Origin of the sequence: Barrientosiimonas endolithica, from assembly GCF_030296655.1 — a bacterium.
Lineage (GTDB): Bacteria > Actinomycetota > Actinomycetes > Actinomycetales > Dermatophilaceae > Barrientosiimonas > Barrientosiimonas humi.
The window spans coordinates 1,867,379-1,889,649 of the sequence record NZ_AP027735.1; the positions used below are offsets into that span (position 1 = coordinate 1,867,379).

Sequence of the window (22,271 nt, forward strand, 5' to 3'; positions counted from 1 at the left end):
GCCACCCGCGCGGCCGCGCGCCGCCCGCAACTACCCTGGCCGCGTGTCCAAGGTATTGACGTCCCTCCCCGCCGGCGAACGAGTCGGCATCGCGTTCTCCGGCGGCCTCGACACGAGCGTCGCGGTGGCGTGGATGCGCGACAAGGGCGCCGTCCCGTGCACCTACACCGCCGACCTCGGCCAGTACGACGAGGACGACATCGAGTCGATCCCCGGCCGCGCGGGGCAGTACGGCGCGGAGCTGTCGCGCCTGGTCGACTGCAAGCCGCAGCTGGTCGAGGAGGGCCTGGCCGCCATCGCCTGCGGCGCCTTCCACATCCGCTCCGGCGGACGGACGTACTTCAACACCACTCCCTTGGGCCGCGCGGTCACCGGCACCCTGCTCGTGCGCGCGATGGCCGACGACGACGTCTCCATCTGGGGCGACGGCTCGACCTTCAAGGGCAACGACATCGAGCGGTTCTACCGCTACGGCCTGCTGGCCAACCCCGCGCTGCGCATCTACAAGCCGTGGCTCGACGCGACGTTCGTGACCGAGCTCGGCGGCCGCCAGGAGATGTCGGAGTGGCTCGTCGAGCACGGGCTGCCCTACCGCGACTCGGCCGAGAAGGCGTACAGCACCGACGCCAACATCCTCGGCGCCACCCACGAGGCCAAGACGCTCGAGCACCTCGACACCTCGCTGGAGACCGTCGACCCGATCATGGGCGTGAAGTTCTGGGACGAGTCGGTCGAGATCCGCCCCGAGGACGTCACGATCCGCTTCGAGCGCGGCCGCCCCACCACGATCAACGGCGAGACCTTCGACGACGTCGTCGCGCTGATGCACGAGGCCAACGCCATCGGCGGCCGCCACGGGCTCGGCATGAGCGACCAGATCGAGAACCGCATCATCGAGGCCAAGTCGCGCGGCATCTACGAGGCGCCGGGCATGGCCCTGCTGTTCACGGCGTACGAGCGGCTCGTCGCCGCCGTGCACAACGAGGACACCATCGCGGCCTACCACAACGACGGACGCCGGCTCGGCCGCCTGCTCTACGAGGGCCGCTGGTTCGACCCGCAGTCGCTCATGCTGCGCGAGGGTCTGCTGCGCTGGGTCGCCTCGGCCGTGACCGGCGAGGTCACGCTGCGCCTGCGCCGCGGCGAGGACTACACGATCGTCGACACCCGCGGCGAGACGTTCTCCTACCACCCCGACAAGCTGTCGATGGAGCGCACCGACAACGCCGCGTTCGGCCCGACCGACCGCATCGGCCAGCTCACGATGCGCAACCTCGACATCGCCGACACGCGCGCCAAGCTCGAGCTGTACGCCGGTCAGGGCAGCCTCGCGCAGCGCGACACCTCGGTGCTCGGCGAGCTCGAGCCCGGTGGCGCCCAGCGCATCGCGGCCAACCCCGCGGTCGACGGCGACGAGGACGACGCGCTCGACGACGCCGCGATGGAGTTCGGCGCCGACTGAGCCTCGGAGCCGCACGACGGACCGGCACAACGGTCGAAGAACCGCCCCACCGAGGTCTGTCGGTGGCGTTGTGCCGGTCGGAGACCGGCGTCAGCGCGTGCGCCCCGCCGACGCCTGCAGGTCCGCGTCGATCTCCTCGAGGCTGCGGCCCTTCGTCTCGGGCATGCGTCGCCAGAGGAACACCAGCCCCAGCAGGGTGAGCACGGCGTACAGCGCGAACAGGCCGGACTCCCCGATCGCCGAGATCAGCGTCAGCACGGTGAAGGCGATGACCATGTCGAGGCCCCAGTGCGTGGCCGAGCCGAGCGAGGCGGCCTTGCCGCGGATGGGCGTGGGATAGACCTCGGAGTTGACCAGCCAGATCGCGACACCGAGGCTCGCGGCGAACGCGGCGATGTAGACGCACAGCGCCACGACCACCAGATAGCCCACGATCCCGTCGCGGCTCGGCAGCAGGTAGAGCACGGTCAGGGCCACAAGGGCGCTGAGCACCGCAGCGGTGCCGCCGAGCAGCAACGGACGTCGCCCCCAGCTGTCGATCCGGCGCAGCGCGACGAACGTGACGAGCATGTTGACCAGCCCGATCCCGACGGTCGACAAGATCGCGCCGGAGCTGCCGAAGATCTCCTGCAGGATCGTCGGCGCGTAGTAGATCACCGCGTTGACACCGGCCAGCTGGTTGACCGCGGCGACACCGACGCCGAGCATCAGCGCCGGCCGTAGCCGCGGCCGCCACAGGTCGGCCCAGCCCCAGCGCGACTCCTCCTTGGCCGCCTCCTGGATCTCGTAGACCTCCCGCTCGGCCTCCTCGACCGACCGGCTGCCGAGCAGCACCTCGCGCGCTTCCTGCGGGCGCCCCTGGTTGATGAGCCAGCGCGGCGACTCCTGGGCCCCGAGCATGCCCACGAACATGGCGACGGCCGGCACCGCGGCGAGCGCGAGCATCCACCGCCAGCCCTCGATGGGGGAGAACGCGAACCCGACCAGGTACGACGTGAAGATGCCGACCGTGATCATGAACTGGTTCATCGACACCAGGCCGCCGCGCCGCTCCTTCGGCGCGAGCTCGGCGATGTAGAGCGGGACGCACACCGACGAGATGCCGATCGTGACGCCGAGGACGAACCGCGCGACGACCAGCGTCCCGGTGCCGGGAGCGATGCCGGAGAGCACCCCGCCGATCGCGAACACCGCCGAGGCGATCAGCAAGGTGGTGCGCCGGCCGAGCCGGTCGGCGACCGCCCCGCCGGCGAGCGCACCGAGCAGCGCGCCGACCAGCAGGATCCCGACCACGAACTGCTGCCCGTTGTCGTCGAGCCCGAAGTCGTCCTTGAGATAGATCAGGGCACCGCCGATGACCCCGGTGTCGTACCCGAAGAGGAACCCACCGAGCGCAGCGACTGCCGTCGCCAGCCCGATCCCGCGCCGCCTGGGGTTGTCCTCGTATCCGGGAGACTCCTGGTCTCCACGCCCCCGACGCGTCCCGCTCACCATGCCGTCCTCCGTGCCGAGAATGTCGAGCCTCCCAGCGTACGAAAACGCCGGCTCTGCAAGGGATCTAGGCTGCACGCGTGGCTGAGGACCTCGTCGTGACCGACCAGCTGGTGATACCGGCGGTCGAGCTGCGCGAGCGCTTCTCCCGCAGCTCCGGGCCGGGCGGGCAGGGGGTCAACACGGCCGACTCACGGGCCGAGCTGACCCTCGACCTGAGGCGCTCCCCCTCGATCCCCGACCCGCTGCGCTCGCGGATGCTCGCCAGGCTGGGCAACCGGTTGGTCGACGGCGAGCTCACGATCGCCGCCAGCGAGCACCGCGGCCAGCTCGCCAACCGGCGCGCGGCCCGCGAACGGCTGGCCCAGCTGCTGCGCGAGGCCGCGGCTCCACCTCCCCGAGGCGCCGACCGACCAAGGCCACCCGGGGATCGAAGGAGCGGCGGATCGCCGCGAAGAAGCGGCGCGGCGAGGTGAAGCGCAACCGCAGCCGCCCGGCGGAGTGAAGGCTCAGCCTCGGCGCAACCGGTCGAACGCCCGGCTCGCGGGCGGCGCCGCCAGCAGCCGGGCGATCTCGGCGGCGACCTGCTCGGGGCTGCGCCGTGTCGTGTCGACCTCCAGATCGTGCTCGCCGTGGGCATAGACGAGGTCCCGCTGCGCCAGCGCCACGCCCGGTTCACGGTCGCCGCGCTCACGCTCCCGGGCGGCCAGGATCTCCGGCTCTGCCGTCAGGTGCACCAGCAGCACGTCCGCGTCCGCCAGCACCTCCACCAGGTCGGCGATGCGCCACGGCTCGCTGAGCACGTGGTCCCCCACGACGTCCAGCCCGGCCTCGAGCAGGCCGGCGAGAGCGCGGTGATACCCGGCGCGAGTGCGCCGGAAGAGGCGCTGCCACGACTCCTCGTCCATGTCGTCGCGTGGCGCCGTCAGGTCGGGCCTGGACCGCTGCGCGTGCAGCAGGTCGACCGGGAAGACGACCCACGGCGTCGGCTGAGCGTCCGCGAACGCCCTTGCGACAGAGGACTTTCCGACGCTCGACGGGCCGTTGAGCAGCACCAGCCGCCCGGCCCGGTCCGGCACGTACGCCGGAGTCACCGGAACGCCGGATGCTCCGGCCAGGGCGCGTCGTGCGGCCGCAGCGTCTGCCACCCGCGGGCGCGTGCGGCGTACGCCGCCAGCACCCCGGCCACCGTGCACGCGTTGTGCAGCCGGCCGGTCAGCACCGCCTCGACCGCCTCGTCGAGGGGCACCCAGCGCACGACGATGTCGGCCTCCTCGTGCTCGCGCGCGTGCGCGTCGGGCAGCGCCCGCAGACCCCGCGCGAGGAAGCAGCGCCAGTTCTCGCTGGAGCCACCGGGGCTGTTCATCCAGTCGGCGAGGACGTGCCACTCGTCGGCCGCGAAGTCCGCCTCCTCGGCGAGCTCGCGCGCGGCCGCGAACCACGGCTGCTCGCCCTCGACGTCGAGCAACCCCGCGGGCAGCTCCCAGTCGCGCATGCCGACCGGGTGGCGGTACTGCTGGATCAGCAGCACCCGCTCCCTGTCGTCGAGCGCCACGCAGCCGACGGCCCCCGGGTGGTCGACGAACTCCTTGTCACCACACCGGATTCACCGAGGTCGACCTCGTCGCGCACGAGCGACCACACGATCCCCTCGTGCACCAGCTCGTGCGAGCGCACCGGGCGCGGGTCGATCACGTCGGCCAGCGGACCCTCGCCTGGCGTCTCGCCCCGCGGCCCGCTCACCTGGTCCGCCCCGCTCACGACGGCGACACGAACTCGGCCTGCTGCTCCGCAGCCGAGCCGTCCGCAGCCGCGCCGTCACCCTCACCGTCGGACGCCGGCTTGGGCCGCTCGACCTCGACCAGCCGCGTGGAGCGCTGCGCGTCGAGCGCGGCACCGATCAGCCCCGCGAACAGCGGGTGGGCCCGGTCGGGCCGGCTCTTGAACTCCGGGTGCGCCTGCGTGGAGACGTAGTAGGGGTGCACGTCACGCGGGAGCTCGACGAACTCCACGAGCCCCAGCTCCGGGTGCCGCCCGGAGACCACGAGGCCGGCCTGCTCGAGCTGGTCGACGAACCCGCCGTTCACCTCGTAGCGGTGGCGGTGCCGCTCGGTCACCGACGTCGACCCGTAGGCCTCGGCCGCGACCGACCCGGCCAGCAGGTCGGCCGGCTGCGCGCCCAGCCGCATGGTGCCGCCGAGGTCACCCGCGCCCTCGACGTACGCCTTCTGCTCCTCCATCGTCGCGACCACCGGAGCGGGGGTGTCGGGGTCGAACTCGGTCGACGAGGCGCCCTCGATGCCGGCGACGTCGCGCGCGAACTCGATCACCATGCACTGCAGCCCGAGGCAGATGCCGAGCGTCGGCACCTGCTGCTCGCGCGCCCAGCGCAGCGCGCCGAGCTTGCCCTCGATGCCGCGCACGCCGAAGCCGCCGGGCACGAGCACGGCGTCGACCCCGCCGAGCGCCTTGGCCGCGCCCGCGGGCGTCCGGCAGTCGTCGCTCTTGACCCACCGGATCCTGGTCTTCGCGTCGTGGTGGAAGCCGCCGGCACGCAGCGCCTCGGTGACCGACAGGTAGGCGTCGGGCAGGTCGATGTACTTGCCGACCAGCGCGACCTCGACCTCGTGCTCGGGGCGGTGCACCCGGCCGAGCAGGTCGTTCCAGTCGTCCCAGTCGACGTCGCGGAAGGGCAGCCCGAGCCGGCGCACGACGTAGGCGTCGAGCCGCTCACGGTGCAGCACCTTGGGGATGTCGTAGATGCTCGGGGCGTCGACCGCCGCGGCGCAGCCCTCCTCGTCGACGTCGCACATCCGCGAGATCTTGCGCTTGATGTCCTCGGGGATCTCGCGGTCGGCGCGCAGCACGAGCCCGTCGGGCTGGATGCCGACCTGGCGCAGCGCCGCCACCGAGTGCTGCGTCGGCTTGGTCTTCAGCTCACCGCTCGGCGCGATGTAGGGCACGAGCGAGACGTGCAGGAAGAAGACGTTGTCGCGGCCGAGGTCCTGGCGCACCTGCCGGGCCGACTCCAGGAACGGCAGGCTCTCGATGTCGCCGACGGTGCCGCCGATCTCGGTGATGATGATGTCCGGCGGGTCCTCGATCTCCGCCTCGGCCCGCATGCGCGCCTTGATCTCGTTGGTGATGTGCGGGATCACCTGCACCGTGTCACCGAGGTACTCGCCGCGCCGCTCCTTGGCGATCACGCTGGAGTAGATCTGCCCCGTCGTCACGTTCGCGCTGCCGCGCAGGTCGACGTCGAGGAAGCGCTCGTAGTGACCGATGTCGAGGTCGGTCTCGGCGCCGTCGTCGGTGACGAACACCTCGCCGTGCTGGAACGGGTTCATCGTCCCAGGATCGACGTTCAGATAAGGGTCCAGCTTCTGCATCGTCACGCGCAGACCGCGCGCTCGCAGGAGATGTCCGAGGCTCGAGGCGGTGAGCCCCTTGCCGAGCGAAGAGGCCACGCCTCCGGTCACAAAGATGTGCTTCGTGTGCTCCACCACGGACTCTCAGTGTACGTCATCGCGGGCCGTGCCTCGGACGAGACTCTCGTAGACCTCGACGGCCGCCGCCACCGCCGCATCCCGGTCGGGAAGTCGTTCGGCGCGCGAAACCGCTTGTGCGGCAAGGGATCTGCGCAGCTCGTCGTCGCCGCACACGCGGGTGATCGCCGCCGCGAGCGCCGTCGCGTCGCCCGGCGGCACCAGCAGACCGGCGCCGCCGAGCACCTGGGCCGTGCCGCCGGCATCGGTCGCGACGACGGGCAGGCCCGCCTGCAGCGCCTCCTGCAGCCACACCGGCTGCCCCTCCCACCGCGCGGCCGACACGGCGAGGTCCGCGGCGGCCAGCAGGTCGGGCACGTCGTCACGCCGGCCCAGCAGCACCACAGGCAGCCCCTCCGCACCCACCCGCTCCTGCAGCCGGTCGCGCAGCGGACCGTCCCCGCGACCGCGAGCAGCACGCCTAGCTCGGGGTCGACCGCGGCCGCGGCGTCGAGCAGCGCGTCGAGGCCCTTCTGCTCGGCGAGCCGCGCGACCGTCAGCGCGAGCAGGGCAGGATCACCCAGCTCCCGCCGTACGTCCTCGGCCAGTCTCCCCGCCCGTCGCCCCGGCGCGGCCGCGACGACGGCCGGCCGCACGTCACGCGCACCCCGCGCGCGCATGAGCCGCTCCAGATCGGGCGACACGGCGAGCACGACGTCGGCCCGGCGCGCCACGACCCGGGTCAGCAGCCCGAACAGCCGAGCAGACAGCCGTCCGGCCGGCGCGGCGTTGTGCAGCGTCACGACCACCGGCACGTCGCGCCGGACCCCCAGGCACACCAGCGCCCCGGCGCGCAGCCCGTGCGCGTGCACCACCTGCGCCTCGGCCGCGGCCGCGCGCAGCCGCCGCAGGGTGCGCAGGTCGGCCGGCTGCGGCCGGTCGGCGATCTCGACCTCGGTCACGTCGGCACCTGCGTCGGCGAAGGCGTACTGCTGCTCGACCGGCGCCGGGCAGGCCACCCCGACGCGCCAGCCTGCGCCCACCAGCCCCACTACCAGCTCGTGCACGTGCCGCCCGGCGCCACCGGCGACCAGGCCGACGACCTGCAGCACCCGCCCGCTCACGGACTGCTGCCTCTCGAGACGCGCCCGCGCAGCAACCTCGCCAGCCCCGGGTCGGCCCGCAGCGCGATCGCGGCGAACACCACGACCGTCACGCCTCCGGCGACCAGCCCGCTGCCCACCGCCGCCCACAGCCCCTCTCCCCCGACGCGCTCGGCGAACGCCCGCCCGAGCAGCGCGGCGGCGACGGCGGCGAGGAGCGCGGCCACAGCCGTACGCCCCGCCGCGGTGACCGCACCGGCACCCCACACCCGCGAGACCACGACCAGCAGCAGCAGCGCGCTGAGCGTCATGCCCGCCGTGCTGCTCCACCCGAGCACCTCCAGCGCCCGGGCCGACCCCACCGGCTCGCGCACCAGCGCCAGCGGCACGACCGCGGCGACCAGCCACCCGGCCGCCACCGCGGCGCCGGCCGCCCAGGTCGCGCCGCGGGCGTAGGCCGCCCGCTGCAGCAGCGCGGCCACGGCAAAGCCCAGCAGGCCGGGGGCATACGCCGTGAGCGCGCCCGCCATGGCCGGCAGGCTCGAGCCCGCGGCCGAGCCGTGGCTCACGTCGAGCGCGGTGAAGAACGCCCCGACCGCGGGCGCCGCCGCGAGCAGCACCGCCGCCCCCAGCGCCCCGGCCGCCAGCACGCCCCGAAGCCCTCGGGTCAGCACCGCGGCGGGCGCGTCGTCGCCGTCGTGCGCCCCGACGAGGTTCGGGAAGGCGACGGTCGCGAGCGGCACGGCGAGCACGGCGTACGGCAGGAGGTAGACGGTCTGCACGTAGGTGTAGACGTTGACCGCGCCCCGGTCGCCCCAGTGGTTGGTGACCCACAGCGTCGCCACCACGGCGACCTGCTGCGCGGCCAGCGCGAGCATGCCCGCGCCCGCCAGCCGACCGGCGCGGCGCGCCGTGCCCGCGGGGAAGCGCAGCGTCGGGCGCAGCCGGATGCCCGCGCGCCGCACCGGGATCAGCAGCGGCAGGCTCAGCGCCACGACGCCCAGCGTGGTGCCGCCGCTCAGCGCCAGCTCGGCCGCACCGGGCAGCCGCGCCGGGTCGCCCGCGGCGGATCCGTCGAGCACGCCGTAGGCGACGTAGCCCGCGATCACCACAAGGCTCGACAGCAGCGGCGCCAGCGCGGCGGCGAGGAACCGCTTGTGCGCCTGCAGCACGCCGGCGAGCACGATCGCGACGGCGTACAGCGGGACCTGGGGAGCGAACACCAGCAGCATCCGCACGGCGAGGTCGTCGCGCGCGCCGCTCTCGCAGGTGCCGCCGTCGCCGAGCAGCGCGCCGGTGAGCGGCACCGCCAGCAGCGCCAGCAGCACCCCGAGCGGCAGCAGCACCGCGAGCGCCCAGGTGAGCAGGGCCGAGGCGATGCGGTCGGCCTCGGCCCGGTCCTGCCGGGCCAGCGCGCGCCCGACGAGCGGGATGACGACGGCGGCCAGCGCACCGCCGGCCGCCACCTCGAACAGCACGTTCGGGAGCTGGTTCGCGGTGGCGTACGTCTCGCCCACGCAGGTGCCGCCGACCGTGCCGGAGAAGACCAGCCAGCGCGCGAAGCCGACGACGCGTGAGGCCAGCGTGACCGCAGCCACCAGCCCGGCGGCTGCGGCGATCCCCGTGGCCCGGTCCCGCGCGGCGTCGCTCACGCCGCGCTCCGGCCCCACTCGTCGAGGGCGCGCAGCGGGCGTGGCCGGCGATGACGTCGGTGAAGCTGACCCGCTCGGAGGCGAGGGTCAGCGCGGCGAGCGCGGCCAGGGCGCCGACCCGACCACGGGTGCCCAGCTGCTCCAGCGCGAGCGCCCCCGCGAGGGCCCCGAGCGCGTTGGCGCCGGTGTCGCCGAGCATCCGTTCGCCGTGCAGGTCCTCGGGCAGCGCGGCCATGGCGGTGCCCAGCAGCGCCCCGGCACCGAACCCCCGCCGTACGCCATCGGCAGCCCGAGCAGCACCGTCACCTTGAGCGCGCGCCCGGGCCGCAGGTCGAACAGGTTGACCAGGTTCGCGGTGCCGGCGACCACGCCCGCACCGGCCAGCGTGCCGAGGCCGACGCGCCGGTCGGTCGCCGCGGCGGACGCGAGCCCGACGACGCCGAGACCGATCACCTTGAGCGCCCCGGTGGTCACCTCGCCGCGGGTCAGCGCGCGCAGGTGTCCGCGCAGGCCCTTGGTGGAGGTGTCGCCGGCCAGGTCGTCCCACAGCCCCAGCCCGCCGGCGGCCAGGGCCGCGAGCCCCGCGGCCGGCGAACCCGCGACGGCGACGCCGCAGCCGGCGACGACGGCGGGTCCCTCGACGAGCGAGACGGTCCGCCCGGCGTGGTTGGTGCGCTGCCAGCCGGGTCCCTGCAGCACCCGGGGCAGCACCGACGACCACAGCCGCACGCAGGCACCGGCGACCGCGGCCCCGGCCACGGTCCCGACCGCACCGGCGACCGCACCCCCTGCCGCACCCCCGGCGAGCAGCGTCCGTCGGCCCACTACGGCGACTCCACCTTGGGCGCGACGGCCGAGGCGTCCTTGTCGAGCCCGTAGTGGCCGGAGCGGCCGGAGTACTCCTCGCGCAGCGCGAGCACCATGGCCACCTGCCCGACGGGCCGGGCGCCGTCGTCGATCGTGCTCATCGCCCCGCTGACCTCGGCGCTGTCACGCAGCGCAGAGACCAGGCCGTCGGGTGCGCCGGTGGCGGGGTCGGGGGTGCCGTTGGAGACGCCCACGACCGGCCGTCCCGACAGGCCGACGGCGGTCACCAGGTCGGCCCAGGCCGGTACAACGCGGTTCTCCCCGTCGGGCGCGGACAGCCCCGGCCACAGCACCACCGCCGAGTCGGCCCGGCGCGGCGCGTCGGGCGTGGCGCTCACCAGTCCGGCCTCCACGAGCACGTCGAGACCGGGGTTGGTGGCGCGGTCGCCGGGGTTGTCCTGCCGCACGCTGACCGCCTCGGCCAGCACCAGGCCGCCGAGCCGGTTGGCCGGGACGGCCTGCGGGTCGGTGCCCTGCTCGCCCGCGGCCCGGCGCAGCGCGGCGGTGCGCTCGCCCTGCGACCCCTCGATCCACGACTCGTCGACCTCGACGCGCCCCGTGGGCGTGGCCCCGGCCTGGCGCAGCGTGTCCTCGGTGCTGCGCACCAGCGCGTCGGGGGTGCCGGGCAGCGTGATCACGACGACGTTGCGCCGGGCGAGCTGGCCGCTCACCACCTGCGGGGTCACGTCGGTGACGAACTGGTCCTGCCGCCGGCCGGCCTCGGCCGACTGGTCGAGCTGGTTGCGCAGCCCTGCTTCTCGCCGCGCAGCTGGGTGACCTGCCCCTGCAGGGTCCCGGCCACCTGGTCCTGCAGCGAGGTCGCACCGATCACCAGGCCGGTCGCGAGCGCGAGGAACACCGCCACGATCGAGACCAGGTGATAGCGGAAGTCGATCACGTGAACACCCCCGTCACCCAGGACCACACGTCGTCCCAGCGGGCGCCGAGGACCTGGAGCATCGCCCCACCCGCCTGGGTGACCGAGAGGGCGACGACGAGCGAGAGGAGCCCGGCGAGCACGAGCATCACGAGCGACCAGGTCGGCACGGTGTGGCGATAGAGCTGGCTCACGCCCTTGGCGTCGACCAGCTTGCCCCCGACCCGCAGCCGGGTGAGGAAAGTCGAGGCCATGCCGGCACGCCCCTTGTCGAGGAACTCCACGAGGGTCGCGTGCGTGCCGACCGCCACGATGAGGTTGGCGCCGAGGTCGTCGGCCAGCAGCATCGCGATGTCCTCGCTGGTTCCGGTCGCGGGGAAGACGACGGCGTCCTCGACCCCGAGCTCGCGCACCCGGTCCAGGCCGGGCGCCCGTCCGTCGCGATAGGCGTGCACCACGATCTCTGCGCCGCCGGCGAGCGTGGCGTCGCTGACCGAGTCCATGTCGCCGACGATGAGGTCGGGGTGATAGCCCGCCTCGACCAGCGCGTCCGCGCCGCCGTCGACACCGATGAGCACCGGCTTCAGGTCGCGGATGAACGGCCGCAGGATCTGCAGGTCCTCCTTGTAGTGGTACCCGCGCACCACCACCAGCACCGGCCGGTTGTCCATGTCGGTGCGGATCTCGGGCACGCCCACGCCGTTGAGCAGCAGGTCGCGCTCCTCGCGCAGGTAGCTCATGGTGTTCTCGGCGAACGCCTCCATCTGCACCGACAGGCCCGAGCGAGCCTCGTCCATCAGCGTGGTCACCGACTCGTCGTCGAGCCGGGTGCCGCTCGCGACCACGACCTCCCCGAGCCGCAGCGTGTTGTCCTCGACCACCCCCAGCTCGCCCTCGGCGATCTGCATGACCTCCTCGCCGACGTGGTCGACGAGCGGGATGCCGGCGTCGACGAGGATGCGCGGCCCGAGGTTGGGATAGCGCCCGCTGATCGAGCGGGCGGCGTTGACGACCGCCCGGGGACGGCAGGCGACCAGCGCCTCGGCGCTCACCTGGTCGATGTCGCGGTGGTTGATGATCGCGATGTCACCGGGGCGCAGGCGCTTGGTGAGGTTCTTGGTGCGTGCGTCGACCCGCACCGTGCCGCCGACACCGGCGGGCTGGGTGTGCTCTCGCCGACGCAGCGGGCTCCTCATCGCCGCCCATCGTGCCACGCGGGCCCCCGCCCGCTCAGGAGGCCGAGGCGCGGCGCCGCCGGCCCTTGCGCGGGGTCGCGGGCTGCTGCGCGGTCGCCGCCACCAGCTCGCGCGCGTGCTGGCGGGCGGTCTTGCTGTCGCTCTGGCCGCCGAGCATCCGGGCGAGCTCGGCCTCGCGGTCGCTGCCGTCGACGACGACCACGCCGCTGGCGGTGACCTGCCCGTCGTCCTGCTTGCGCACCACGAGGTGCTGGTCGGCGTACGCCGCCACCTGGGCCAGGTGCGTCACGACCACCACCTGCGCGTGCTGGGCGAGGGCGTGCAGCCGCGCCCCGACGTCGAGGGCCGCGGCGCCACCCACCCCGGCGTCGACCTCGTCGAACACGAACGTCGGCACGTCGCCCGAGGCGGTGACCACCTCGAGCGCGAGCATCACGCGGGACAGCTCGCCGCCGGAGGCGGCCTTGGCCACGGTGCGCGGCGTGACGCCGGGCCCGGCGGCGAGCAGGATCTCGACGTCGTCGACGCCGTGCCCGTGGGCGGTCACGACCCGGCCGTCGGGCAGGGTGAGGCCCTCCTCGCCCTCGTGCTGGCGTACGTCCACGCTCACCTGGGCCGAGCCCATCGCCAGGTGCGCGAGCTCCTCGGTGACGCGGCGTCCCAGCTCCTGCGCCGCGGCCGTCCGGGCGGCGGTGAGGTCGGCGGCGGCCTGCCCCACCTGGGGTGCCAGCTCCTCGACCCGGGCCTGCAGCTGCTCGATGCGGTCGTCGGTGCCGGCCAGGTCGGCCGACTCGGCGGCGGCCGATCGGCTCCAGGTGAGCACCTCATCGATGGAGTCGCCGTACGTCCGCAGCAGCCCGGTGATGCGCGCGCGGCGGTCGTTGATCTCGGCCAGGCGCGCCGGGTCGCTGTCGAGGCCGGCCAGATAGCTGGCCAGGTCGCCGGACAGCTCGTTGACCAGGATGCCCAGCTCGGTGAGCCGGGCGGAGAGCTGGCCGAGCGCGGGGTCGAGGTCGGTCACCGGGCCGAGCGCGGCCCGCGCGCCTGCCACCAGCTCGACCACCGACGTCTGCTGCGGGTCGACCTGGTCCTCGTCGCCGGACATGGCGACCAGGGCGCTGCGGGCAGCCTCCTGCAGGGTGTCGACGTGACCGAGCCGCTCGGCCTCCTCGCGCAACCGGTCGTCCTCGCCGGGTTGCGGGTCGACCTTCTCGATCTCCTCGAGCGCGGCGGTGAGCATGGCGAGGCGCTGGGCGCGGTTGCGCTGCTCGGTCACCAGGTCGGCGAGCTCGCGCCGGGCGGCCTGCCACTGCTGCAGCAGGTCGGCGTAGCGCTCGCGCGGCGCGGCGACGGCCTCGCCGCCGAACGCGTCGAGCACCACCCGGTGCTGCTCGGGCCGCTGCAGGCGCCACTGGTCGGACTGTCCGTGCACCGCGACGAGCAGGTGGCCGAGGTCGGCCAGCACCGACACCGGCGCCGACCGGCCACCGACGTAGGCCCGGGACCGGCCCGCCTCGGCGACGGTGCGGGCCAGGATCAGGCCCTCGTCGACGTCGCCCCCGGCCTCGGCGGCGCGGCGGGCGGCCGGGTGGTCGGCGGCCACGTCGACGAAGCCCTCGACCGAGGCCGAACCCGCCTGGGCGCGCACCCGGCCGCTGTCGGCGCGCTCGCCGAGCAGCAGCCCGAGCGCGGACACGACCATCGTCTTGCCGGCGCCCGTCTCGCCGGTCAGCACGTTCAGCCCAGGACCCAGCGGCACCGTGGCGTCGTCGATGACGCCCAGGCCTCGGATCCGGATCTCGCGCAGCACGCCGTCACTGTAGTGACGAGGCCGGACACGACCCCAGGCTGCCCGCCGGCGGGCGTGCCGGACGGGCAGCCCGGGGCCGCGCGCTCACCGGCCGGCGCGCACCGCCCGCGCCGCGGCGACCAGGTTGGCGAGGGATGCCTCGACCTCGGCCGACGACCGGGTCTTCAGCCCGCAGTCGGGGTTGACCCACAGCCGCTCCGCGGGCACCGCCCGCAGCGCCTCGCGCAACGAGGTCTCGATCTCGGCGACGGACGGCACCCGCGGGGAGTGGATGTCGTACACCCCGGGACCGACGCCCAGGTCGAACCCGACCTCGTTGAGGTCCTCGAGCACCTCCATGTGCGAGCGGGCCGCCTCGATCGAGGTGACGTCGGCGTCCAGCCCCGCGATCGCCTCGATCACGTCGCCGAACTCGGAGTAGCACAGGTGGGTGTGCACCTGCGTCGCGTCGGCCACGCCCGAGGTCGCGAGCCGGAAGGCCCCGACCGCCCAGTCCAGGTATGCCGGCCGCTCCGCCCGGCGCAGCGGCAGCAGCTCGCGCAGGGCCGGCTCGTCGACCTGGATCACCGCGGTCCCGACCTGCTCGAGGTCGACGGTCTCGTCGCGGATCGCGAGCGCGACCTGGTCGGCGCTGGCGGCCAACGGCTGGTCGTCGCGCACAAAGGACCAGGCGAGGATCGTGACCGGGCCGGTGAGCATGCCCTTGACCGGCTTGCTCGTCCGGCTGCTCGCATAGCTGATCCAGTCGACCGTCATCGGCTCCGGCCGGGCCACGTCACCGAACAGGATGGGTGGGCGCACGCACCGCGACCCGTAGGACTGCACCCAGCCGGTCGACGTGGTGGCGAACCCCTCGAGCCGCTCGGCGAAGAACTGCACCATGTCGTTGCGCTCGGGCTCTCCGTGCACCAGCACGTCGAGCCCCAGCCCCTCCTGCAGCTCCAGCACCGCGTCGATCTCGGCGCGCATCCGCGCGACGTACTCCCCTGGTCGATCCGGCCGCGCCGCAGGTCCGCGCGCGCCGACCGGATCTGGGCGGTCTGGGGGTAGGAGCCGATCGTGGTGGTGGGCAGCAGCGGCAGGTCGAGCCGCTCCGCCTGCAGCGCCCGGCGCTCGTCCGCGGGCAGCCGGCGCCGGTCGTCCTCGCCCAGCGCGGCGAGCCGGTCTCGCACGTCCTCCCGGTGCAGCCGCGGGTCGTCGCGGCGGCTCGCGAGGCCGGCCCGGGAGAGCTCCAGCTCGGCGGGCTCGTGGTCGGCGCCCGCGAGCGCGTCGGCGAGCGCGCGCACCTCGCGCACCTTCTCGGCCCCGAACGCCAGCCAGGACCGCAGCCGGGCGTCCAGCCCGGGCTCGGCGGCGAGGGCGTACGGCACGTGCAGCAGGGAGCACGAGGTCGAGACCGCGACCGAGGCTGCGTGCGCCCGCAGCGTCTCCAGGGCGTCGAGCGCGCGGTCGGGGTCGGTGCGCCAGACGTTGCGTCCGTCGACGACGCCGGCGACGACGTGCTTGCCGCGCAGCACCTCCGGCGGCGGCAGAGTCCCCGCGACCAGGTCGATCGCCAGGCCCTCGATGCCCGTGCCGTGCAGCTCCCGCAGCGCCTCGTCGGCGCGGCCGAAGTAGGTCGCGAGCAGGATGGCGGGCCGCTGCTGCGCCCCGCGAGCCCGTCGTACGTCCGGCGCACCTGCGCCAGCTCCTCGCCCGAGAGATCGGTCACCAGGGCAGGCTCGTCGAGCTGCACCCACGCCGCCCCGGCGTCGGCGAGCCGGGCCAGCAGGTCGGCGTACAGCGGGACGAGCTCCTCGAGCCGGTCCAGCAGCGGCGCGTCCGAGCCGACCGCCTTGCTCAGCCGCAGGAAGGTGACCGGGCCGAGCACGACCGGTCGGGCCGGCACGCCGAGCTCGAGCGCGTCGGCCTCCGCGAGCTCGGCGAGCAGCGTCTCCGGGTGCAGCGAGAACTGCGTGCCGGGCGAGATCTCCGGGACGATGTAGTGGTAGTTCGTGTCGAACCACTTGGTCATCTCCAGCGGCGCCAGCTCGTCGGTGCCGCGCGCCGCGGCGAAGTAGCCGTCGAGCGGGTCGGCGAAGCCGGTGTAGCGCTCCGGCAGCGCGCCCAGCAGCACGGCGGTGTCGAGCACCTGGTCGTAGCGGCTGAAGGTGCCCACGGGCACCGAGTCGAGCCCGGCGTCGGCCAGCCCGCGCAGCTGCGTCTCGCGCAGCGCGCGGCCGGTGGCTGCGAGCTCGTCGGAGGTGAGGTCGCCCGCCCAGTAGGCCTCGAGCGCCTTCTTCAGCTCGCGCTTGGGGCCGATGCGGGGCAGCCCCAGCACGGTGGCGGTGAACGGTTCGGTCATGGCTGTCGCTCCTGCGGTGCAGTCGGGAGGCCACCGCCCACGAGCGCGCACCACCGGTCCGGGACGACGCCCCTTCGCGCAGGGGTCGACTCCGCAGCGGCCGGCACGCCCAGTCCACGAGGCGGGGACCGCCGGGCACGGCGTGCCCGGCGCAGCAGGCAGGTCTTCGGACTTGCAGGCGCGCGGCGCGGCGCCGCACCTACTGGCCGTCGCTTCCCGGGCGCACCCAGTGCTCTTGACGGCGGTCGTTCCTGCTCACCGCTGCGGGACAGTCCCGGAGTCTCACCGGGTTCCCTCTCACCCCCACCGGCTCGTACGCCGGCGCGGGCTCGGCCCGGCACGATCGCCACTCGAGGGGCTCCTCAGGCGGACCGAGCCGGAGAACCAGCTACGCGTTCGAGCCTAACCAATGCGGGGCGGTCGCCGTGGTCGCCGGGTCAGCGGGCGGACCTCGCCGGTGGCTCTCCGTTGGGGCGTGTCATGCACCACCCCGGACCGGTCAGCGGGGTCCGCGTCCGCGCCAGCCCTGCACGGGCAGGTCGAACTTGGCGACCAGCCGGTCGACGAACGGCGCGGGCGTGAGGCGGGCGAGGTCGACGTTGCGGTCGCTGCGGCGCGCCTCGACCCGGGCGCCGGGCGGCAGCTCGAAGGAGCGGCGCCCGTCGAACCACAGCACCCCGCGCGCCTCGGTGCGCGGCACCATCTCGATGGCGAGCCGGGCCTGCGGGCCCAGCACGAGCGGCCGCGCGAACAGCGCGTGCGCCGAGATGGGGCAGACCAGCATCGCCTCGACGCCCGGCCAGATGACCGGACCGCCGGCCGAGAAGGCGTACGCCGTCGAGCCGGTCGGCGTCGAGACGACCACCCCGTCGCAGCCCCAGGTCGACAGCGGTCGCCCGTCGATCTCGACGACCAGCTCCAGCATCCGCTCGCGGGCGGCCTTCTCGACGGTCGCCTCGTTGAGCGCCCAGCTGTGGCAGACGATCTCGCCGTCGACGCGCGCGAGCACCTCGAGGGTCTGGCGGCTCTCGACGGTCCAGCTGCGCTGCACGATGCCCTGGACGATGTGGTGGATGTCGTCGGGCTCGGCCTCGGCGAGGAACCCCACGTGGCCGAGGTTGATGCCGAGCAGCGGGATCCCGGACTCGCGCACGAGCTCGGCCGCGCGCAGGATCGTGCCGTCGCCGCCGAGCACCACGGTCAGCTCGGTGCCGGGCGCGGGCTCGGACACCTCGACCGGTTCGACGCCGTCGGCGCCGAGCAGCCCGAACTCGGCCAGCTCGGTGGGGTCGCCGCAGACCACGATGTCGTTGGCCCGCAGGCCTTCCACCAGGTCGCGGGCGACCTCGATCGCGCGCGGGCGACCGGGGTGCCCGACCAGCAGGATGCGACGGGTCACCGGTCGGCTCGCTCGGCGGCGATGCGGTCAAACGCTGCGCGCAGGTCCATCGCGCTCATCATGCCTTCCGTGCGCGCCGCGAGCCACAGCAGGTACTCCCGGTTGCCGGTGCCGCCGGTCACGGGGCTGTCGACCAGCCCGTGCGCGCGCAGCCCGTGCCGCGCCGCCTCGTCGACGACCGCCTCGGTGACCTCGGCCCGCTGCCGGGCAGAGCGCACCACGCCGGTGCGTCCGAGCACCTCGCGCCCCACCTCGAACTGCGGCTTCACCAGCACCACCACGTCTCCCCCGGGCGTCGCCAGCGCGGCGAGCCGGTCGAGCACCAGGCGCAGCGAGATGAAGCTGAGGTCGCTCACCACCAGGTCGAACGGCCCGCCGAGGTCGTCCGCGCCCACTTCGCGCACGTTGGTCCCGGACCGCTCGACCACCCGCGGGTCCTCCTGCAGCTGCGTGACGAGCTGGCCGTGCCCCACGTCCAGCGCGGTCACCTGCCGCGCGCCCCGCTCCAGCAGCACCTGGGTGAACCCCCGGTCGAGGCGCCCACGTCGAGGCAGCGCCGGCCGGTCGCGCTCAGGCCGCGCGGCCCGAAGGCGTCGAACGCCCCCACGAGCTTGTACGCCGCCCGCCCCACCCAGCGCTCCTGCTCGCCCTCGAGCTCGAGCACGTCGTCCGGGCCCACGCGTTCGGACGCCTTGGCCACGACGACCCCGTCGCGCCGCACCCGCCCCGCGTCGACGTACGCCCGGGCCAGCGCCCGGCTGCGCGCCAGCCCGCGGGTGACCAGCGCCTGGTCGACCCGGGAGCTCCCCTCACCCACCTCCGGGGACCTCACCCCGCCACCCACGCCGGTCCAGCAGGCCCCAACATCCAAGCCGGTCGAGTAGGCCACGAAACCCAAGCCGGTCGAGTAGGCCGTGAGGCACGAGCGGCCGTATCGAGACCACGCCCCCACACCCAAGCCGGTCGAGTAGGCCGCGAAACCCAAGCCGGTCGAGTAGGCCGTGAGGCACGAGCGGCCGTATCGAGACCACGCCCCCACACCCAAGCCGGTCGAGTAGGCCGTGAGGCACGAGCGGCCGTATCGAGACCACGCCCCCACACCCAAGCCGGTCGAGTAGGCCGTGAGGCACGAGCGGCCGTATCGAGGCCCCCGCGGCCCGGCTCACGAATGAGCGTCACCGAGCCGCCGCTGCAGCGCCTCGTGCACCGCCTCGGCCGCACGCACGTGGCTGGCCAGGTCGGCGCCCTGCGCCTGGTCGAACGCGGTCAGCGCCTCGTCCACCGCCGGGTCGCCCGTGCTGTCCCGGGCCGGCAGCTCCAGCCGTACGACGTCGGCCGCCTCCCGCTCGTCGCCGCCCTCCGGGTCTGGGTCCTGCTCGGGAGAGTTCTCGTCAGCGACCTCGTCGTCAGCGGCGTCGCGCCCTGCGGTATCGCGGTCGGCTTCGCCGCGCCCGGCGGCAACGTCGTCAGCGGCCTCGCTCCCGGCAGCCTCGCGGTCGGCTTCGTCAGAGACCTCGCGATCAGCGGCGTGGTGGCCGGGACCGGCAGCGCCCTCGGCGTCCTCGGCAGGCTCCTGCCCCGGCTGGCCCGATCCACCCGCCCGGACGGCACCGGCCGCAACACCGCTGCCGCCCCCGCACCCGGCTCGGGTCGCGGGGAGCCGGTGGTACCGGCTCGAGGGCCCTGGGACCCGGGCGGCCCCGGCCGGGGACGGCGTGGCCGCCATCCCCCGCACCGGGCCGGGTGTCCTCGGACTCGGTCACGACGTGCTGTCGGCCGAGCGCGCGTCACCCGTGGTGCCGGCCGCATCGACCGAGGCGTCGTCCGCGCCGGAGCGGGTGCCCTCGGTCGACGCGGTGTCCGCCGCCGACGCCGGGGTGGTCGCAGCCGGAGCGGCCGGGGTCGGGGCGGCGGTGGAGGCCGCGTCGTCACGGTCGGCCGTGCCCGAACCCGACTCCAGCGGCTGGGCCGCCGCGGGCGCGTTGTGGTCGCCGACCGGTGCGGCGTCGCTGGACGGTGCCGCAGCAGCCTGCGCGACCTCGCGCGTCGACTGCTTGGCGCCCGGCGCGCTGTCGGGGACCGACACCGGCTCGGGGCGGTCGCTGCCCGGCGTGCCCGACGACGACGCACTCGTGGGCGCGGTCGCCGAACCACCAGCAGCCGCAGGGCTGCTCTGCGTCGTCGTGCCAGCCCCGGTCGTGCTCGGCGTGGTCGTCTTGGCCGCCTGCTTCGTCGCGGCCTGCTTCGTGGCGGCCTGCTTCGTGGCCGTCGTCTTCTTGGCGGCAGTCTTCGTCGCCGAGCCGGACGGCGCGGACTTCTTGGCCGCGCCCTGCTGGGCGGCACCGGCAGCGCTCGCCGGAGACGCCTGCGTGCCGGTCGACGTCGTCGCCGCAGTCTTCTTGGCGGTGCTCTGCTTGGCAGTGCTCTTCGTGGCCGGCGTACCCGAGGTGCTGGCCTTCTTCGCGCTCGACTTCTTCGCGCTGGACCTCTTCGCCGCCGCACCCGATGAGCCAGCCTGCTTGGTGGCGGACTTCTTCGTGGTGCTCTTCGTGGCCGGCGAGCTGGTGCCCCCGACGAGGCCGATGTCTTCTTGGCCGGAGAGCTCGCACCCGAGGAGGTCGAGGACTTCTTCGCGGTGCTCTTCTTCGCCGCGGGCGAGCCCGCCGCGGACTTCTTGGTCGTCGACTTCTTGGCCGCCGACCCACCAGCGGTGGCCTTCGTGGTGCTCTTCTTCGCCGCGCTCTTCTTCGCGGCGCTCTTCTTGGCGGCGCTCTTCTTGGCCGGTGAGGTCGCGCTGGTCCCGGAGGTCGTCGCCTTCTTAGCGGTGGACTTCTTCGCAGCGCTCTTCTTGGCGGCATTCTTCTTGGCCGGTGAGGTCGCGCTGGTCCCGGAGGTCGTCGCCTTCTTAGCGGTGGACTTCTTCGCAGCGCTGCTCGACGACGTCGTCTTCGCCGGGGACTTCTTGGCGGTCGACTTCTTCGCCGCGGACTTCTTCGCCGCCGACCCACCAGCCGTGGCCTTCGTGGTGCTCTTCTTCGCCGTCGACTTCTTCGCCGCGGACTTCTTCGCGGTCGAGGTCGTGGCCGGGCTCTTCGTGGCGCTCTTCTTCGTCCCCGCGGGCTGGTCCGAAGCCGACTGCTCGGCAGCGCCACCGCGGGCGGTGCGCGCGATGCTGGAGCGCGCGGGCCGCTTGCGCGCGGGCCGGTGGGCCACCGCGTCGTCGGCACGTTCGACCAGCGCCGCCGGAACGATGGCCGCCGCCGGCGCGGCTGCGGAGCCGCGGCCGCGACGGTCGTCGGTGCCCCCGGCAGACCGACCCGGCCGAGCTGGCTGGCGATCTCCTGGCGTACCAGCTGACGCACGTTCTCCTGGTTCGCGGCGGCTGCGGCGACGAGCTCGTCGGCGAGCTGGCCGACCTGACCGGCGGCCTGGCCCGCGCGTTCCCCCGCCCCCTGGACCCCAGGCAGCTGCGCGGGCAGCGAGAGCAGGGTCTGGGCTGCCTCGACCGCCTTGGCGCGGGTGAGCTCGCCTGCGCCAGAGAGCAGCTGCAGCGCTGCGCGGATGTTGTCCAGTGCCATGAGGTCTCCTCGGTGCGCTTGCAGGTGCGGCCTCACGACGTCGACGCCGCGCCGGGCCGGTGCCCCACGCTACTGCGAACCTGGGCACCGGCGACATCGGCATCGAGGCGTCCGTCGTCGGCCAGATCCCACGCGAGAGCGACGGCCGCGCGGGCCGCGCCGATGCCGCCGCCCTCGACCTCGATCTGCGCGCCGTCCCACCGGGCCGTGGCGCCGGCACAGCGCCACTCGCCGTTCCCGACCCGCTGCGGGCTCGCATACGGCACCAGCAGATCCGCCAACCCCTCGAGCAGCAGCTCCGGGCGCTGCTCCGCAGGGGCCGCTGCCGCGTCTCCCGGGCCGTGAACTCCGGTGAGCACCAACGCTGTTCGCATGCCTGCCGCCCGCGCGCCGGCGATGTCGGTCTCGAGCCGGTCCCCCACGCCGAGCATCCGTTCCGGTGCCCGGCCGAGCAGCCGGGCCGCCTGCTCGTACATCAACGGCCCCGGCTTGCCCACCACCTCGGGGTCGACGTCGACCGCCGCCCGCACGGCGGCGACGAGCGCTCCGTTGCCCGGAGCGATCCCGCGCGCCGTCGGCAGGGTTCGGTCGGTGTTGGTCGCGACCCACCGGGCACCGGCCTGGATCGCGTACGCCGCCTCCGCCAGCTGCGCGGCCGTCACCTCGGCGCCGTACCCCTGCAGCACGGCCACCGGCGCCGGCTGCGCGGGGTCGGCCCAGGTCACGGGTTCGAGGCCGGACTCGGTCAGCGCGACGCGCACCCCTCGCCCCCGACGGCCAGCACGGCCGCCTCCTGCGGCAGGCTCTCGGCCAGCACCTGGGCTCCGACGGTGGAGCTGGTGAGCACGTCCGCGTCGTCGAGCGTGATGCCGAGCTCGCGCAGCTGGGCCGCCACCGCCGCAGGCGTGCGGGAGGCGTTGTTGGTGGCGTAGCGCACCTGCACGACCCCGCCCAGCCGTTCCAGGGCCGACACGGCTCCGGCCACCGCGGTGGCGCCGTGATAGACC

At 74.4% G+C, this 22,271-nt stretch carries 15 protein-coding genes, 6 pseudogenes and 1 riboswitch; of the genes and pseudogenes, 3 read left to right on the forward strand and 18 right to left on the reverse strand.

Features of this window, described 5'->3' with window-relative positions; translation table 11 throughout:
* Positions 1-43: 43 nt before the first annotated feature.
* A complete protein-coding gene (gene argG / locus QUE40_RS09435; protein WP_142005423.1) occupies positions 44-1,462 on the forward strand; it encodes an argininosuccinate synthase in 1,419 nt (472 codons plus the stop codon).
* Positions 1,463-1,552: 90 nt separating this feature from the next.
* On the opposite strand, the gene QUE40_RS09440 is transcribed toward argG, so the two are convergent.
* Complete coding sequence (locus tag QUE40_RS09440) at positions 1,553-2,956, reverse strand: sugar porter family MFS transporter (protein ID WP_289230798.1); 1,404 nt, start codon at positions 2,954-2,956, stop codon at positions 1,553-1,555.
* A 77-nt stretch (positions 2,957-3,033) separates the two neighbouring features.
* Here QUE40_RS09440 and arfB point away from each other — a divergent pair.
* Positions 3,034-3,458: pseudogene (arfB, locus tag QUE40_RS09445) on the forward strand (alternative ribosome rescue aminoacyl-tRNA hydrolase ArfB).
* Positions 3,459-3,462: 4 nt separating this feature from the next.
* Here arfB and QUE40_RS09450 read toward each other — a convergent pair.
* The 15 genes and pseudogenes from QUE40_RS09450 to QUE40_RS09525 form a co-directional block, all read right to left on the reverse strand.
* Positions 3,463-4,047 (reverse strand): chloramphenicol phosphotransferase CPT family protein, encoded by a 585-nt coding sequence (locus tag QUE40_RS09450; RefSeq protein WP_289230799.1) that lies wholly within the window; start codon positions 4,045-4,047, stop codon positions 3,463-3,465.
* Positions 4,044-4,696: pseudogene (locus QUE40_RS09455) on the reverse strand (NUDIX domain-containing protein). Before QUE40_RS09455 ends, QUE40_RS09450 begins: the two are co-directional and overlap by 4 nt.
* Before the next feature lie 14 nt (positions 4,697-4,710).
* Positions 4,711-6,459, reverse strand: a complete 1,749-nt coding sequence (gene pyrG, locus QUE40_RS09460) for a CTP synthase (protein ID WP_289230800.1) — start codon at positions 6,457-6,459, stop codon at positions 4,711-4,713.
* A gap of 6 nt (positions 6,460-6,465) precedes the next feature.
* Entirely contained in the window at positions 6,466-6,864 is a 399-nt protein-coding gene (locus QUE40_RS09465) for a glycosyltransferase (protein ID WP_433996987.1), read from the reverse strand.
* Between the two features lie 284 nt (positions 6,865-7,148).
* Positions 7,149-7,562: pseudogene (locus QUE40_RS19150) on the reverse strand (glycosyltransferase); the annotation flags it as partial.
* Positions 7,559-9,193, reverse strand: coding sequence for a lipid II flippase MurJ (locus tag QUE40_RS09470; protein WP_289230801.1), 1,635 nt, complete (start codon positions 9,191-9,193; stop codon positions 7,559-7,561). The pseudogene QUE40_RS19150 and the gene QUE40_RS09470, both read right to left, overlap by 4 nt.
* An 87-nt stretch (positions 9,194-9,280) precedes the next feature.
* On the reverse strand, positions 9,281-9,952 hold the full coding sequence (locus tag QUE40_RS09475; protein WP_289230802.1) for a hypothetical protein: 672 nt from the start codon (positions 9,950-9,952) through the stop codon (positions 9,281-9,283).
* A 65-nt stretch (positions 9,953-10,017) separates the two neighbouring features.
* Positions 10,018-10,985: pseudogene (locus QUE40_RS09480) on the reverse strand (copper transporter).
* A complete protein-coding gene (gene steA, locus QUE40_RS09490) occupies positions 10,955-12,133 on the reverse strand; it encodes a putative cytokinetic ring protein SteA (protein ID WP_142005434.1) in 1,179 nt (392 codons plus the stop codon). Before steA ends, QUE40_RS09480 begins: the two are co-directional and overlap by 31 nt.
* Before the next feature lie 34 nt (positions 12,134-12,167).
* The gene (recN, locus tag QUE40_RS09495) at positions 12,168-13,943 is read right to left on the reverse strand and encodes a DNA repair protein RecN (RefSeq protein WP_142005435.1); all 1,776 of its coding nucleotides are present in this window, start codon (positions 13,941-13,943) and stop codon (positions 12,168-12,170) included.
* Between the two features lie 84 nt (positions 13,944-14,027).
* Positions 14,028-16,287 (reverse strand): annotated as a pseudogene (gene metE / locus QUE40_RS09500) (5-methyltetrahydropteroyltriglutamate--homocysteine S-methyltransferase).
* A gap of 160 nt (positions 16,288-16,447) precedes the next feature.
* A riboswitch (cobalamin riboswitch) is annotated at positions 16,448-16,583 on the reverse strand.
* A gap of 203 nt (positions 16,584-16,786) precedes the next feature.
* Positions 16,787-17,686 (reverse strand): NAD kinase, encoded by a 900-nt coding sequence (locus tag QUE40_RS09505; RefSeq protein ID WP_142005437.1) that lies wholly within the window; start codon positions 17,684-17,686, stop codon positions 16,787-16,789.
* Positions 17,683-18,785 (reverse strand): annotated as a pseudogene (locus tag QUE40_RS19155) (TlyA family RNA methyltransferase). The gene QUE40_RS09505 and the pseudogene QUE40_RS19155 overlap by 4 nt, the downstream one beginning before the upstream one ends.
* Positions 18,786-18,848: 63 nt before the next feature.
* Positions 18,849-19,412 (reverse strand): hypothetical protein, encoded by a 564-nt coding sequence (locus tag QUE40_RS09520; RefSeq protein WP_289230806.1) that lies wholly within the window; start codon positions 19,410-19,412, stop codon positions 18,849-18,851.
* Positions 19,413-19,445: 33 nt separating this feature from the next.
* Positions 19,446-19,772: a hypothetical protein gene (locus tag QUE40_RS09525; protein WP_289230807.1), complete on the reverse strand. Its 327-nt coding sequence runs from the start codon at positions 19,770-19,772 to the stop codon at positions 19,446-19,448.
* 504 nt (positions 19,773-20,276) lie between these two features.
* On the opposite strand from QUE40_RS09525, the gene QUE40_RS09530 reads away from it, so the two are divergent.
* On the forward strand, positions 20,277-21,209 hold the full coding sequence (locus QUE40_RS09530; protein WP_289230808.1) for a hypothetical protein: 933 nt from the start codon (positions 20,277-20,279) through the stop codon (positions 21,207-21,209).
* 87 nt (positions 21,210-21,296) lie between these two features.
* On the opposite strand, the gene QUE40_RS09535 is transcribed toward QUE40_RS09530, so the two are convergent.
* Entirely contained in the window at positions 21,297-21,989 is a 693-nt protein-coding gene (locus tag QUE40_RS09535) for an HAD-IIA family hydrolase (protein ID WP_289230809.1), read from the reverse strand.
* A 20-nt stretch (positions 21,990-22,009) separates the two neighbouring features.
* Positions 22,010-22,237, reverse strand: coding sequence for an HAD family hydrolase (locus tag QUE40_RS09540; protein ID WP_289230810.1), 228 nt, complete (start codon positions 22,235-22,237; stop codon positions 22,010-22,012).
* Positions 22,238-22,271: the final 34 nt, after the last annotated feature.